We start from the raw sequence: 14,137 nt of genomic DNA, 5'->3' as shown, positions 1-14,137 counted from the left end.
CCTAGCTTACGCGCGCCCGATCATCACATGCGTCGCGTCGGCGGTCGCGACCTGGCTGGTGCAGCGGTAGCCGAGCTTCGGCATGTCCAGCCCGGCGAAAAGATGCTCGCCGGAGCCGAGCAGGATCGGCGAGATCGCGAGATGCATCTCGTCGATCAGGCTTTCCTTCAGATATTGCCGGATCGTGGCGACGCCGCCGCCGACCCGCACATCCTTGTCCTTGGCGGCCGTCTTCGCCTGTTCGAGCGCCGAATGGATGCCGTCGGTGACGAAGTAAAACGTCGTGCCGCCTTCCATTAAGATCGGCGCCCGCTTGTGATGGGTGAGCACGAAGACCGGCACGTGATAGGGCGGGTTGTCGCCCCACCAGCCTTTCCAGCTCTCGTCCGGCCATTCGCCGCGGACCGGCCCGAACATGTTGCGGCCAAGGATCCAGGCGCCGACATTCTCAAAACTGCGCGCGGCGAAGCTGTCGTCGCTGCCGGTGGTGCCGCCGTCTTTGCCGATCACCATCTCACGAAAGGTGCGCGTGCCGATCATCCATTTATGCAGTCCTTCGCCGCCGACGCCGAGCGGGCTTTCGAGAGTCTGATCGGGGCCGGCGCCGTAACCGTCCAGCGACAGGGTGAAAGCGTTGACGCGCAGCTTTGACATGATCGCCTCGTGAACTAGTTGCATTTTGCAAGCAGTCATGGAGTAGCTTAACTGATTGCATTATGCAAGCGGAATTTTCCGGCGAGCGATCAACTCGTCGGGCGGCGCCCAGGTGACGCGGCGAGAATTTAAAATTGCGCCTGGGCCTAGCCCCTCAGCATCTCCGCAACGGTCGGCGCGAAATAGGTGAGGACACCGTCGCAGCCGGCTCGCTTGAGCGCGAGAAGCGATTCCAGCATCGCCTTTTCGCCGTCGATCCAGCCATTGGCGCTGGCCGCCTTGATCATCGAATATTCGCCCGACACCTGGTAGGCGAAGGTCGGCATCTGAAACTCGTCCTTCAGCCGGCGGATGATGTCGAGATAGGGCAGCCCAGGCTTCACCATCAGCATGTCGGCGCCTTCGGCCAGATCCTGCTCGGCCTCGCGCACGGCTTCATCGGAATTCGCGTGGTCGATATAATAGGTCTTCTTGTCGCCCTTGAGCAGGCCGGCGGTGCCGACTGCCTCGCGATAGGGGCCGTAGAAGGCCGAGGCGAATTTCGTCGCATAGGACATGATCGCCACGTCCTGGAAGCCGTTGGCGTCCAGCGCGTCGCGGATCGCGCCGATGCGGCCGTCCATCATGTCGGACGGCGCGATGATGTCCGCGCCGGCGGCTGCCTGGATGACGGCCGCGGCCGTGACCTGCTCGACGGTTTCGTCATTGACGATGATGCCGTCGCGCAGGATGCCGTCATGGCCATGGCTGGTGAATGGATCGAGCGCTGCGTCGGTAATGATGCCGATCTCCGGCACCGCGTCCTTGATGGCGCGGGTGGCCCGGTTGATGACATTGTCGGGATCGAGGATATGCGAGCCCGTCTGGTCGCGCAGCGAAAGCTCGATGTTGGGGAAAGTCGCGATCGCCGGGATGCCGAGCTTGGCGGCGCGCTCCGCTTCCTTCACCGCGAGGTCGACCGACAGGCGGTAGACGTCCGGCATGGCGGCGATCGGCTCGCGCACATTTTTGCCGTCGACGACGAAGATCGGCCAGATCAGATCGTTCACCGAGAGCTGGTTTTCCTGCACCAGCCGGCGCGACCACTCGGCCTTGCGCATGCGCCGCAGCCTGCGGCTGCCTGTGATCTCGTCGACGCTGCGGGCGCCGGCAGGCTTTGCGGGGGTAAACTTGTTCATCGCCAGAACTCTGTTGTCGTCCCGGCTTTTACCATGCGCCCCTGCCGCTGACCAATGCGACACGATTGTGCCAGTTGCTTCCGCGAAGAACGAGGAGAGGGGATCGCCGGCGCTGGAGCACTTCCCTTCTCCCTTGACGGGGAGAAGGTGCCGGCAGGCGGATGAAGGGCAGCCGACGTTTACGGCTGTCCATTCCCCGACAGAATCTGTGCCGCGCCCTTCACAGCCACGCGAAAAGCCTCGTCGAAGCTGACGCCGCGCACCTGCCATTGATAGGTCTTGCCGTGTTCGGCCAGCCGCCAGTCGGCGATCCAGCCCAATTCCTTGTCGTTCCACACGATGCTGCCGGCGAGCGCCCGGTCGGCACCCGCCTGCCGGGCGAGCTGGTCGAGCTTTGCCATATCGGCAGTGCGCAGCGCCTTGTCGTCGAGGCCGGCGAGCTGGTCAGCCTTTGGAAAGCTGACATACACCGAGAGCGGCGCCGTCGCGTTGGCAAAGGATTCGCGCATTGACTGGCCGCGATCCTCGTCGGCCGTCAGCACGAAATGTTGCGCCCCTTGCTCGGCCGTTATGAAGACGGCAATCAGCGGCCGCTCGCCGTGCCATGGCTTGCTGCCGAGCTGCGCCAGGAGCTTGTCGACGACGGTGGGCTTGTAGAGGCAGGTGAGATCGTGCGGCCGGTCATGCATGCCTTGCTCGTCATGGATCGGAACGCCTTCCAGCCGGTCGCGGTAGCGGAAGGATTGGACAAAGTCGGCCGCCTTATTGCGCAGCGCCAGCATCTCCGGCTTCTGCGTCAGCCGCTGATCGCCTGAAACCTTGACCAGCACCTTGTCCAGACAATCCTTGAAGCCGATCTCGCGATTAGCCTCGCCGGTGCCGGTGACGATCGTCTGCGCCAGGTAGAGTTCAGAGGCTGCCTCGGCGGCGGCCGGCGCAACTCCCAGAAAGAGGAGACCTGCCAATCCAGCAACGAGACGAGAAACCCCAGCCATGTCGATTAGCTCGAAATCTGTCGCGCCGCCTACGCGCGACACTTTGCCGGTTACCTAACACCGGAAGCGGCTGGCCGCCAGCGCGGCGTTGCCGCCATTGACGCATCCTTATGCCGCCTTTAGCACTTCAATCCCCCTGGAAGGGCGGAGAGGAGGATTCTCTGGCGATGGATTTTGGCGGAGGCGACGAGATTCGCTTCGAGCGTCTAGGCAAGGCGGGCGTCGTCACACTGACGCGGCCGCAGGCGCTCAATGCCGTCACCCATCGCATGGTCAAGGCGCTTGGCAAGGCGCTTGACGCCTGGGAGGGCGATGCCGGCGTCGCCGTCGTCGTCGTCAAGGCTGAGGGCAGGGCGTTTTCCGCCGGTGGCGATATTCTGCACATTTACGAGGCGGGCCGCGCCGGCAAGCCGCCGGTCGACTTCTTCGCCGACGAGTATCGTCTCAATGCCCGCATCGCCCGCTTCAGGAAACCCTATGTCGCGCTGATCGACGGCATCGTCATGGGCGGCGGGGTCGGCATTTCCTTCCACGGCTCGCACCGCGTGCTGACCGAGAACGCGCAATTCGCCATGCCGGAAGTCGGCATCGGCTTCTTCCCCGATGTTGGCGCCAGCCATTTGCTGCCCGATCTCGGCGGCAGCTTCGGCATGTATCTGGGGCTGACGGGAAACCGCATCCGCTATGGTGATGCCCTGTGGTCGGGCCTCGCCACCCACACGATCAAGGCCGAGGACCAGGCGGGGCTTCTTGACGAGCTGGCGACAAGCGGCGACGCGAACGCGGAGTTGCGCGATTTCTTCACACCCGCAAGACGCGAGACCGAGCGGCAGGATCTGGAATCGATCGCCCGCCATTTTTCGCAACCCTCGCTCGCCGCTATCGTCGCCAGCCTGGAACGAGCATCCGCCACCGACGCTTTCGCCGCCAAGACGCTGGCGACGATCAGGACGCGTTCGCCGACCAGCCTCAACGTCGCCTGGCGCGAGATCAGCGCCGGGTCGACGCTGTCGATGGACGAGTGCATGAAGATGGAGTTCCGCATCCTCAACCGCATGCTGGCCGGCCACGACTTTTATGAAGGCATCCGCGCCGCCATCATCGACAAGGGTTCGAAGCCGGAATGGCGGCCCGCCAGCCTCGATGCGGTGAGCGCGGCCGATGTCGACGCGTATTTCGCGCCGCTCGGGGCCGGGGAGCTGGAGCTGTGAGCGAGGTCACCTCCAGGCGCGTGGTGCTGCAGCCCTCGACCACCGAGATCATCTTCGCCTGGTTCCAGCGGGTCATTGCCGGCTACTGCCTGCTGTTCGGTGTCCTCTACTGGGTCCGGCTGATCGGCATCTATCCGGGCGAGCTCTGGCGCTTCGACCTGATGCCGGTGCACTGGCAGGTGGCCGCGGCCACGCTTGCCGTCTTCTTTCCTTTCGCCGCCGCGGGCCTTTGGATGCTTGCCTCTTGGGGGCCGGTGATCTGGTTCATCTGCGCGGCGACCGAGACCGTCATGTATGCCGGCTTTCCCAATCTCTTCGGACATCGGATCCTGATCGTCGTCTCACATGCCTGCGTGGCGCTGCTCTACATCGTCTTCCGCGTGGTCATCTGGCTGCAGAAGCGCCAGCTCAGGCAATAGCTTGCCGGGCGGCGTAAGGAACCTAGATACGGGGTCGGCGACTGCCCCAAAACCCTTGGCTAAATCTTTAGGTTAATTGTTCTTGCTCGTATGACCGTTCGTTAAGCCTCTTTCGAAACCTCTTACCGGTAAGCTCTTGTTAGCCCTGGCGTTTAAGTCGAATTTTATGAGTATTCGATAGTGTCGCGATCAAGGTGAAGAACAAAAAATCACCGGGCGACAAACGAGAGGCAAAGACAATGATCAATTCGCGTCCGGCGGCGAAGACCGCCAACGTTTCCGACGATCGCCGCGAGGCGATCCGTTCGCTGTACATGGAATCGCTGCAGCTGGTGGAGCGTCTGCATCGCCGTCTGCTTGACGTGATCAAGGACGAGTTCGACCGCAACGGCCGCTCCGACATCAACGCCATCCAGGCGCTTTTGCTCTTCAACATCGGCAATTCGGAGCTGACCGCCGGCGAGCTGCGCTCGCGCGGTTATTATCTCGGCTCGAACGTCTCCTACAATCTGAAGAAGCTGGTCGACCTCGGCTTCATCAACCACCAGCGCTCGCGCATCGACCGCCGCTCGGTCCGCGTCTCGCTGACGCCGAAGGGCAACGAGGTGGCCGAGGTCGTCGCCGGCCTCTACGAGCGCCATGTCGGCTCGATCGAGGCCGTGGGCGGCATCAACACCGACGAGTTCAAGCAGATGAACCGCGCGCTCCAGCGTCTGGATCGCTTCTGGAACGACACGATCGCTTACCGGATGTAAGCGGATTCGAAATCTGAGACGATCGAAGTCGCGCCGAAGAAGCGCGGCCGGAGGAAGCAATCAGGGCCGGTGCCGACAGGTGCCGGTTCTTTTCTTTTGCGAAAGCGCGCTGCAGCAGGGCGCTTGACCGCCGAGCAGCGCGCGTGGAAGCTCTGCAGGCAAAAGAGGAGGGCCTCATGCGTCATATCCTGCTTGCGATTTGCGCTGTGATCCTTGTTTCACCGGCCGCTGCCCGGACTCTCGGTTATGGCTCCAAGGCCGGAATGGAGGTTACGGTCGTCAAGAAATCCGGCATCAACACCTCGCATGCCAGCATCCTGACCAAACATACGAGGCAGAACGCCATCGGATACTGCCGCGACTATGTCGGTAAGGTGACCGAGGATTGCATCGCTAAGGAAATGAAAACGCCCTTGCATCTGGAGATCACAGCGGACTGCAAGAGCGGAAAATTCACCACCTTTTACGGCGCCAACATGCTGTTCCAGGGGCGCAGCCCCGCCGGAAGCGAGACGGATTATCAGATCACCGACACCGACGAGAACGTGGTGCTCGATGGCTCGGGGGCCTCGGGCTACGACTACACGCTGGAGCAGTTCAAAGCCCTCTGCCCGAACCGGGTGAAATAGGGCAAACCGAGGATGACGGCGGGCATCCTGTGAACCCGCCGCTATCGGCGATGCCAAAATGCCTCGGTCCCATTTTTTGATCATCTTGCCGGATGCAAATCGCGGGCCAAGGTCACGTTGCCGCCATAATCGCAGTGAAAGCGAGAATGCGGGTGATGCTGCGGGCCGAGGCCCTGCGCTTCCTGGAGCAGGTGTCGTGGTCCTACGTTTTCACGCCCTGCTGACGCAAGTCATGGTTGGCTAATTGTTAAGATTGCCGACCCTAGAGTGCGGGCAACCCGCCAGTAGAGCGAACTGAGCGAGATTAGATATAGCTAAAATGTCTGGAACATCCATGAGAACCAGCCGCCGTTTCTTCCTGACCGGAGCCTCTGCGCTCGCCGCCGCCGTCGTGGCCGGCCATGCCAGCGCGCAGGATGTGATCGGCGACATTCTGAAATCCTCGACCCGCGGCAATTGGGACGACCAGTTCGACGCCCGTGCAAGCGAGACCGGCAAGGTTGCCTCGACGCTGCCGATCTTCAGCCTGCAGACCGTAGCCTTCACCGAGCAGGCGGTGGCGCAGTACCAGGGCATTGTCGGCCAGGGCGGCTGGGAACAGGTTCCGGCAACCAAGAAATTGCAGCTCGGCGTCGACGATCCGGATGTCGTGCCGCTGCGCAAGCGGCTGATGGTCTCGGGCGACCTGTCGCAGAGCGCCGGCATTTCGACGGCGTTCGATTCCTATGTCGACTCGGCGGTCAAGCGCTTCCAGCTCCGTCACGGCCTGCCGGCCGACGGCTCCATGGGCAAATACACTTATTCGGCGATGAACGTGCCGGCGCCGATCCGGCTTGGCCAGCTGCAGACCAATCTGCAGCGGCTGCGCGAAAAGGCGGGCACGCTTGGCGACCGCTATGTGCTGGTCGATATTCCGGCCGCGCAGGTGGAAGCCGTCGAGAACGACCGCGTCGTGCTGCGCCACACCGCGATCGTCGGCAAGATCGACCGCCAGACGCCGATCGTGAATTCCAAGATCAACGAGATCATCGTCAATCCTTACTGGAACGCGCCGGTTTCGATCGTGCGCAAGGACATCATTCCGCTGATGCGGAAGGACCCGAACTACCTCAAGGACAGCCACATCCGGCTGTTCGCGCCTGACGGCAGCGAGGTCGATCCGATGACCGTCGACTGGTCGACGGACGATGCCGCCAAGTACCGCTTCCGCCAGGATCCCGGCGCCGGCAACGCCATGGCCTCGGTCAAGATCAATTTCCCGAGCCCGGACGGCGTCTACATGCACGACACGCCGCAGCAGAGCCTGTTCGGCAAGCTGATGCGCTTCGACTCTTCCGGCTGCGTGCGCGTCCAGAATGTGCGCGACCTCGTCACCTGGATCCTGCGTGATACGCCCGGCTGGGATCGCCAGCATTTCGAGGCGGCGATCAAGACTGGCGAGAATACGCCGGTTCAGGTGGTCAACCCGGTGCCGGTCCACTTCCTGTACCTGTCGGCATGGTCGACCGGACCCGGCGTCGTGCAGTTCCGCGACGACATTTACGGCCTCGACGGCAACAGCGAGCTGCAGATTACTTCTGCTCTGTAACCGATTGATATAAATCAAGAAAAGGCCGCTCTTGGAGCGGCTTTTTTGTTTGCATGTCCCCAAACAGTGCGCAGCGGTTTTGGCAGAGCGACATGCGTCGAAAAGTGAGACTTAAAACGCGAGCAGCTGGAATAGCATCATGGACGTCGCCGTCTTCATTCTCGTCGTGCTTGCTTTCGTGGCGCTTTCCGGCGCTCTCGTGCGGCTGGTGCGGGTGCCGCTCCCCGTGCTGCAGATTGCGATCGGCGCCGCGCTTGCCTGGCCGGCCAAGGGACTGCATGTCGAGATCGATCCGGAACTCTTTCTGCTGGTGTTCATTCCGCCGCTTCTGTTCGGTGATGCCTTCGCGGCGCCGAAACGGGAGCTGATCGAGCTGCGCCGGCCGATCCTCGATCTCGCCGTCGGACTTGTCTTCTTCACCATCGTCGGCTTCGGGTATGCTCTGCACTGGCTGGTGCCAACCATCCCGCTGGCGGTTGCGTTCGCTTTAGCCGCCGTGCTGTCACCGACCGATGCCGTTGCCGTGTCCTCGATTGTCGACCGCAATGTCGTTCCGGCTCGGCTGATGCACATATTGGAAGGCGAATCCCTGCTCAATGATGCCTCCGGCCTGGTCATGTTCCGCTTTGCCGTTGCGGCGGCGCTGACCGGCAGTTTTTCGTTCGCCGCCGCCTCGTTGAGCTTTCTTTACGCCGTGGCGGCCGGCATCCTCGCGGGCATTGCGGCGTTGTTCGTCGCCGCCAAGGCGCTGCAGGTGCTTGGCCGCATCGGCGGCACGCCGGCGGGGGCGCAGGTGCTGGTGATGGTTCTGCTGCCCTTCGTCGCCTATCTCATTGCCGAGCATGTCGGCGCTTCCGGCATTCTGGCCGCGGTCACCGCCGGCCTGGTTACGGGCACCTCCGGCATTTTCCGCCATCTCTCGGTCTCGGCGCGGATTCAGGCGATGTCGCTATGGTCGATGCTGACCTTCGTCTTCAACGGCGCTCTCTTCATCCTGCTCGGCCTGCAGCTTCCTGACATCATCCGCAGGGTCCCGCCGGAGCTCACCAGCCGGCACTGGCTGTTCGAGCCGGTGCTGACCGTGCTCATTTTGACGCTCTGCGTGATCGGCCTGCGCTTCCTCTGGATCTGGATCGGCGACATGGCATCGATGATCGCCGCGCGGCTCGGCAAGCGCAAGGCAGAGCCCTTTGGTTTCCGCGTCAGGCTTGCCGGATCGGTGGCCGGTGTGCGCGGCGCGATCACGCTTGCCGGCATCCTGTCGCTGCCGCTCGCTCTGCAGGATGGCTCGCCCTTTCCAGCGCGAGACGTGGTGATCTTCCTCGCCGCCGGCGTCATCATCTGCTCGCTGGTCATCGCCAGCCTTGCTTTGCCGGGGATCGCCCGCGGGCTGGTCGAGCCAGGCGAGGATCCGGGTGCGGCCGAGGAGCGGCGGGCGCGTGCGGGCGCCGCCAAGGCCGCCATCGCCAAGATCGAGAGCCTCGCCAGCGAGGGCGGCGAAGGCGAGGCGGCCGAGGCCCGGCTCGCGGTCGCCGACAGCATCGTTGCCGGCTACCGGCGCCGCATCGCGGCTTCCGACGAGGCCGAAGAGGCGCGCGCCGAGGCGCGCGAATCCGGGCGGCTGGAGCTTGAGCTCAGGCACGCCGGCATAGAGGCGGAGCGCGCCGCCGTGCGCGCCATGTTCCGCACCCGCCAGATCAACGACCACACGATGCGGGCGCTGCTTTCCGAGATCACTTTGACAGAAGCGCTGCTCAAAAGCCGGCGCGACCGGAAATAGTGTTCAGCCGATTTGCTTGGCGCAATCCGGCCAGCAAATTTCGCGCCGCAAACGTGGCGGGCTCCAAACAACTGTGTTAATGGCGCGGCGACCTCGCAGACCTCCGGCCCCAAGGGAAAGCAAGCCATGTCAAATGCCGCGGCAGCCGCCAACAAATTCGAATCCTTCTTCGAGACCACGCTTGCCGACGCCGATCCGGAAATTTTCGGCGCCATCCGCAACGAGCTTGGCCGCCAGCGCCATGAGATCGAACTGATCGCCTCGGAAAACATCGTGTCCCGCGCCGTGCTCGAGGCGCAGGGGTCGATCATGACCAACAAATATGCCGAGGGTTATCCGGGCAAGCGCTATTACGGCGGCTGCCAGTTCGTCGACGTGGCCGAGGAACTGGCCATCGAGCGCGCCAAGAAGCTTTTCGGCTGCAACTTCGCCAATGTCCAGCCGAACTCGGGCAGCCAGATGAACCAGGCCGTCTTCCTGGCGCTTCTGCAGCCCGGCGACACGTTCATGGGCCTCGATTTGAACTCCGGCGGCCATCTCACGCATGGCTCGCCGGTCAACATGAGCGGCAAATGGTTCAAGGTCGTTTCCTACGGGGTGCGCAAGGACGACCACCTGCTCGACATGGACGCGATCGAGAAGACCGCGCATGAGACGAAGCCGAAGCTGATCCTGGCCGGCGGCACGGCCTATTCGCGCATCTGGGACTGGAAGCGTTTCCGCGAGATTGCCGATTCGATCGGCGCCTATCTGATGGTCGACATGGCGCATATCGCCGGGCTAGTCGCCGGCGGTATGCACCCGTCGCCGCTGCCTTATGCGCATGTCGTGACCACGACGACGCACAAGTCGCTGCGCGGGCCCCGCGGCGGCATGATTCTCTGCAACGACGAGGAGATCGCCAAGAAGATGAACTCGGCGGTTTTCCCAGGCCTCCAGGGCGGCCCGCTGATGCATGTCGTCGCGGCCAAGGCGGTGGCGCTCGGCGAGGCGCTGAAGCCGAGCTTCAAGGCCTATGCCGAGAGCATCGTCGCCAACGCCAAGGCGCTGGCTTCGAGCCTGCAGGAAACCGGCCTCGACATCGTGTCGGGCGGCACCGACAACCATCTGATGCTGGTCGACCTGCGCCCGAAAAACGCCACCGGCAAGCGCGCCGAGGCAGCTCTCGGCCGCGCCAACATCACCTGCAACAAGAACGGCATCCCCTTCGACCCCGAAAAGCCGTTCGTCACCTCCGGCGTCCGTCTAGGCACGCCGGCCGGCACCACGCGCGGCTTCGGCCAGGCCGAGTTCCGCGAGATCGGCAAGCTAATCGCCGAGGTGCTGGACGGGCTGAAGGCGGCGAATTCCGACGAGGGCAATGCGGCAGTCGAGGCCGCGGCCAAGGCCAAGGTCACGGCGTTGACGGATCGCTTCCCGCTCTATCCTTATCTCGGTTGACCGGAAGCCGCGCGTCATCTTTTATCCGCCGGCAGTGCGCCGTCCTGATTGGGCGGCGTCGCGAACTGGAGACTTGATGATGCGCATTTTCCATCTTGCCGCCTTGGCCCTGGTCGGCTCGCTGGCCGGTTTCGCCGTGTCCGGCGCGGCCGGGCAGGAGCAGGCGCAGCCAGAACCGGCCACAAATACCTTCGGCAGATGGACCACGATCATCGACACGCTCGACATCGGGCAGGATGCACACAAGACCTGCGCGGCCTCCGCAGCTTTCGTCGACGGCATCGGCAATGCTGGCACGCTAACGCTGTCGATCTCGACCGGCGACGCGCTGCCGCCGGATGCCTATCCCGCCATCATGATCGCCGTCGACAACAAGGACCTGCCGACCGGCAAGGACATCGCGGCGACCTTCGGCGACCCCGGCATCAAGGTTTCCGCGAAAGTCTATTCGAATGCCGTCGGCGGTCGTCCCAGCTGGACGGTCGACAACCAGGCGAAGACAAGTCTCGCTCTGCTGCGCGCCATGCGCAAAGTCACCTCGCTCGATGTTGTTTTTGGCAAGCAGACCGTGGCCAGCATTCCGATGGACGGCTTCACCAAGGCCTACCGCAACCTCGGCACGTCCTGCGGATTCCCGACCAAGGACGTCGCGCCCTGAACCGACCGGGCACGACAGGGGCAGGGCGCTGGCAATCTTTCTCGCGCCTCGCTATCTCTGAGAAATGAAAGGCTCCAAGCCTTCCGCTCACCAGAGCGAGATGACGCTTCCTTGAATCTCCATCTCGCTCTAAGATTTTGTTTTTGAAGCATGATCTTCTCCGAAGAGTCTGCAACTTTTCGGGATCATGCTCTGAATCGCAAACCCAAGGCTCTCCATGCGCTGCCCCTATTGCCAGTCCGAAGATACGCAGGTGAAGGATTCGCGTCCCGCCGAGGATGGCGCGGCGATCCGCAGGCGCCGCGTCTGTCCGGACTGCGGCGGCCGCTTCACCACCTTCGAGCGCGTGCAACTGCGCGATCTCGTCGTCATCAAGAAGTCCGGCCGCAAGGTGCCGTTCGACCGCGACAAGCTGCTGCGCTCGGTCGAGATCGCGGTGCGCAAGCGCAATGTCGACCCCGAGCGGATCGATCGCGCCGTGACCGGCATCGTGCGCCAGCTCGAAAGCTCCGGCGAGACGGAAGTGGCCTCCGGCGAGGTCGGTCGGCTCGTCATGGAGGCGCTGAAATCGCTCGACGACGTCGCCTATGTCCGCTTCGCTTCGGTCTATCGCAATTTCCGTGAAGCCAAGGATTTCCACGAGTTGCTGGGCGAACTGAAGGGCGACGAAGAAAAGACCGAAGAGGACGCCGGCTGATCATGGCGAAAGCTCAATTGGGCGGGGCCGAGCAAGCAGCCCTTGATCGCCGTTTCATGGCGGCGGCCATCCGGCTGTCGCGCCGCAATGCCGGCCGCACCGCGACCAACCCTTCCGTCGGCACCATCATCGTGCGCGACGACGGCGCCGGCCCGATGATCGTCGGCACCGGCGTCACTGCTGTCGGCGGCCGGCCGCACGCCGAGACCGAGGCGCTGGCCGAGGCCGGCGAACTGGCCCGCGGCGCCACCGCCTATGTGACGCTTGAGCCCTGCGCCCATCACGGCCGCACGCCGCCTTGCGCCGCCGCGCTGGTCAATGCCGGCATTGCGCGCGTCGTCGGCGCGGCAAGCGATCCCGATCCGCGCGTTTCCGGCAAGGGTTACGCCATGCTGCGCGCCGCCGGCATCGAGGTCGTGGAGAAGGTGCTCGCCACAGAGGCCGCCGAGCAGATGGCCGGCTATCTGATTCGATCTTTGAAGAAACGTCCCGAAGTGACGCTGAAGCTTGCGCTTTCGAGCGACGGCAAGATCGGCCGCAAAGGCGCCGGCCAGGTCGCCATCACGGGTGAGATCGCCAGGCGCGAAGTCTATCTTATGCGCGCGGAGGCCGACGCTATCCTCGTCGGCATCGGCACTGCGCTGGAGGACGACCCGGCGCTGACCGTGCGCCTGCCGGGGTTGGAGAACCGCTCCCCGGCTCGCATCATCCTCGATCGCCAGATCCGGCTGCCGGAGTCGTCGAAGCTCGTTTCCGGGGTGGATCGTGTCCCGCTCTATGTCGCGGCATGCGCCGAGGCCGACCCGCAGCGGCGGGCTGCGCTCGAACGCGCGGGCGTGCACTTCATGGGCACTGAAACTTACGAGAGCGAAGTAGCCCTGCCGGAACTGCTCGAGGATATTGCAGCCCTCGGCATGGCGAGCGTGCTGGTCGAAGGCGGCGCCAAGGTAGCCGAGGCCTTCCTGGCGGAAGACCTCGTTGACCGCATCGTCCTGTTCCAGGGACCGGAGGCGATCGGCGAGGATGGTATCGCCTCGCCGATCGACGCTGCGCATATCCCGCCGGGATTCCGCAAATTGCGTGAGATGCGCTTCGGCGAGGACAGCTATGCCGAGTGGGTAAGACCATGATCCCAAAAAGTGGGAAATGGTTTTCGGATAAGAGCATGGTCAAACTGGAAGACACGATCTGATGTTTACGGGAATCGTTACGGATGTCGGCACTGTCGCTTCGGTGAAGCCGCTCAGCGAAGGCGTCGGCCTGCGCATCGACACGGCCTATGACCCGGAAACGATCGCGATCGGCGCTTCGATTTCCTGCGGCGGCGTCTGCCTGACCGTAACGGCGCTGCCCGAAAACGGCTCGAACGCGCGCTGGTTTGAGGTCGAAGCCTGGGAAGAGGCGCTCAGGCTGACGACTGCATCCGGTTGGAAATCGGGCACCAGGATCAATCTCGAACGGGCGCTGAAGATCGGCGACGAGCTCGGCGGCCATATCGTCTCCGGCCATGTCGACGGCACGGCGGAAATCGTGGAGCGCAGGGAAGAGGGCGATGCCGTGCGCTTCACGCTGGAGGCGCCGCGTCACCTAGCGAAGTTCATCGCGCCGAAAGGCTCCGTCGCGCTCGACGGCACCTCGCTTACCGTCAACAAGGTCGAAGCTACGCGCTTCGATGTGCTTCTGATCCAGCACTCGCTGAGCGTCACTACCTGGGGCGAGCGCCAGGCTGGCGACCGCGTCAACATCGAGATCGATACCATGGCCCGGTATGCCGCGCGCCTCGCCGAGGCGGCGAAACAGGGGCTTTGAGCGAAACCGACCGGTTCCGGGGAGGCGGCGCGGATCGCTGAGGCGCCACGTCGCGCCGGCGCCTCAGCTTCCCTTCTGCTCACGCGATCTGCGGCGCCCCGGCTGGCAACGTCTAAGTGATCAAAGAACAACGAGCCCGATCAGATCAAATTCATCGATGTGGTCAGGCTGGCGGTTACAGGCGGCCTCGAGCGGACGCGGGCACAATATGCCCGCCTGTTCGAAGGCGTCGGACTGAAGCTTGAGCGGGTGATCGGCCCTCGAGCATCGATCTCGAACATCGAGGCTTTGCCCGCTAGCTGAAGAAAGCCCCGGAAGATCGCG

General features: G+C 63.5%; 14 protein-coding genes. 11 read left to right on the top strand and 3 right to left on the bottom strand.

The features are described from left to right. Positions 1-6: 6 nt before the first annotated feature. From EJ078_RS01330 to EJ078_RS01320, 3 genes are all read right to left on the bottom strand, one after another. Positions 7-654, bottom strand: coding sequence for a dihydrofolate reductase family protein (locus EJ078_RS01330; protein WP_067330027.1), 648 nt, complete (start codon positions 652-654; stop codon positions 7-9). A gap of 146 nt (positions 655-800) precedes the next feature. Next, on the bottom strand, positions 801-1,832 hold the full coding sequence (gene hemB, locus EJ078_RS01325; protein WP_127215873.1) for a porphobilinogen synthase: 1,032 nt from the start codon (positions 1,830-1,832) through the stop codon (positions 801-803). A 179-nt stretch (positions 1,833-2,011) separates the two neighbouring features. After that, entirely contained in the window at positions 2,012-2,827 is an 816-nt protein-coding gene (locus tag EJ078_RS01320) for a DUF2066 domain-containing protein (protein ID WP_208721051.1), read from the bottom strand. Between the two features lie 167 nt (positions 2,828-2,994). Here EJ078_RS01320 and EJ078_RS01315 point away from each other — a divergent pair, with 167 nt between their 5' ends. From EJ078_RS01315 to EJ078_RS01265, 11 genes are all read left to right on the top strand, one after another. After that, positions 2,995-4,038, top strand: coding sequence for an enoyl-CoA hydratase/isomerase family protein (locus tag EJ078_RS01315; RefSeq protein ID WP_067330035.1), 1,044 nt, complete (start codon positions 2,995-2,997; stop codon positions 4,036-4,038). Continuing rightward, positions 4,035-4,457, top strand: a complete 423-nt coding sequence (locus EJ078_RS01310; RefSeq protein ID WP_067000719.1) for a DUF6163 family protein — start codon at positions 4,035-4,037, stop codon at positions 4,455-4,457. Before EJ078_RS01315 ends, EJ078_RS01310 begins: the two co-directional genes overlap by 4 nt. Positions 4,458-4,696: 239 nt before the next feature. Further along, positions 4,697-5,212 (top strand): winged helix DNA-binding protein, encoded by a 516-nt coding sequence (locus EJ078_RS01305; protein WP_067001002.1) that lies wholly within the window; start codon positions 4,697-4,699, stop codon positions 5,210-5,212. A gap of 176 nt (positions 5,213-5,388) precedes the next feature. Further along, positions 5,389-5,841, top strand: a complete 453-nt coding sequence (locus EJ078_RS01300; protein ID WP_067330209.1) for a hypothetical protein — start codon at positions 5,389-5,391, stop codon at positions 5,839-5,841. Between the two features lie 334 nt (positions 5,842-6,175). Continuing rightward, positions 6,176-7,429 (top strand): L,D-transpeptidase family protein, encoded by a 1,254-nt coding sequence (locus tag EJ078_RS01295; protein ID WP_067000724.1) that lies wholly within the window; start codon positions 6,176-6,178, stop codon positions 7,427-7,429. Positions 7,430-7,568: 139 nt separating this feature from the next. Then, on the top strand, positions 7,569-9,209 hold the full coding sequence (locus tag EJ078_RS01290) for a Na+/H+ antiporter (RefSeq protein WP_127324343.1): 1,641 nt from the start codon (positions 7,569-7,571) through the stop codon (positions 9,207-9,209). A 126-nt stretch (positions 9,210-9,335) separates the two neighbouring features. After that, positions 9,336-10,649: a serine hydroxymethyltransferase gene (glyA, locus tag EJ078_RS01285; protein ID WP_127217503.1), complete on the top strand. Its 1,314-nt coding sequence runs from the start codon at positions 9,336-9,338 to the stop codon at positions 10,647-10,649. A gap of 79 nt (positions 10,650-10,728) precedes the next feature. Next, on the top strand, positions 10,729-11,307 hold the full coding sequence (locus tag EJ078_RS01280; protein WP_164747361.1) for a hypothetical protein: 579 nt from the start codon (positions 10,729-10,731) through the stop codon (positions 11,305-11,307). 217 nt (positions 11,308-11,524) lie between these two features. Beyond that, entirely contained in the window at positions 11,525-12,004 is a 480-nt protein-coding gene (gene nrdR, locus EJ078_RS01275) for a transcriptional regulator NrdR (protein WP_059184872.1), read from the top strand. A 2-nt stretch (positions 12,005-12,006) separates the two neighbouring features. Then, entirely contained in the window at positions 12,007-13,134 is a 1,128-nt protein-coding gene (gene ribD / locus EJ078_RS01270; protein WP_164888332.1) for a bifunctional diaminohydroxyphosphoribosylaminopyrimidine deaminase/5-amino-6-(5-phosphoribosylamino)uracil reductase RibD, read from the top strand. A gap of 61 nt (positions 13,135-13,195) precedes the next feature. Beyond that, entirely contained in the window at positions 13,196-13,813 is a 618-nt protein-coding gene (locus EJ078_RS01265) for a riboflavin synthase (protein ID WP_095801276.1), read from the top strand. Positions 13,814-14,137: the final 324 nt, after the last annotated feature.

It is taken from the genome of Mesorhizobium sp. M1A.F.Ca.IN.022.06.1.1 (assembly GCF_003952605.1).
GTDB lineage: Bacteria > Pseudomonadota > Alphaproteobacteria > Rhizobiales > Rhizobiaceae > Mesorhizobium.
Note: the sequence above shows the minus strand (reverse complement) of the source record. Positions and strands in the feature narration are given on the sequence as shown.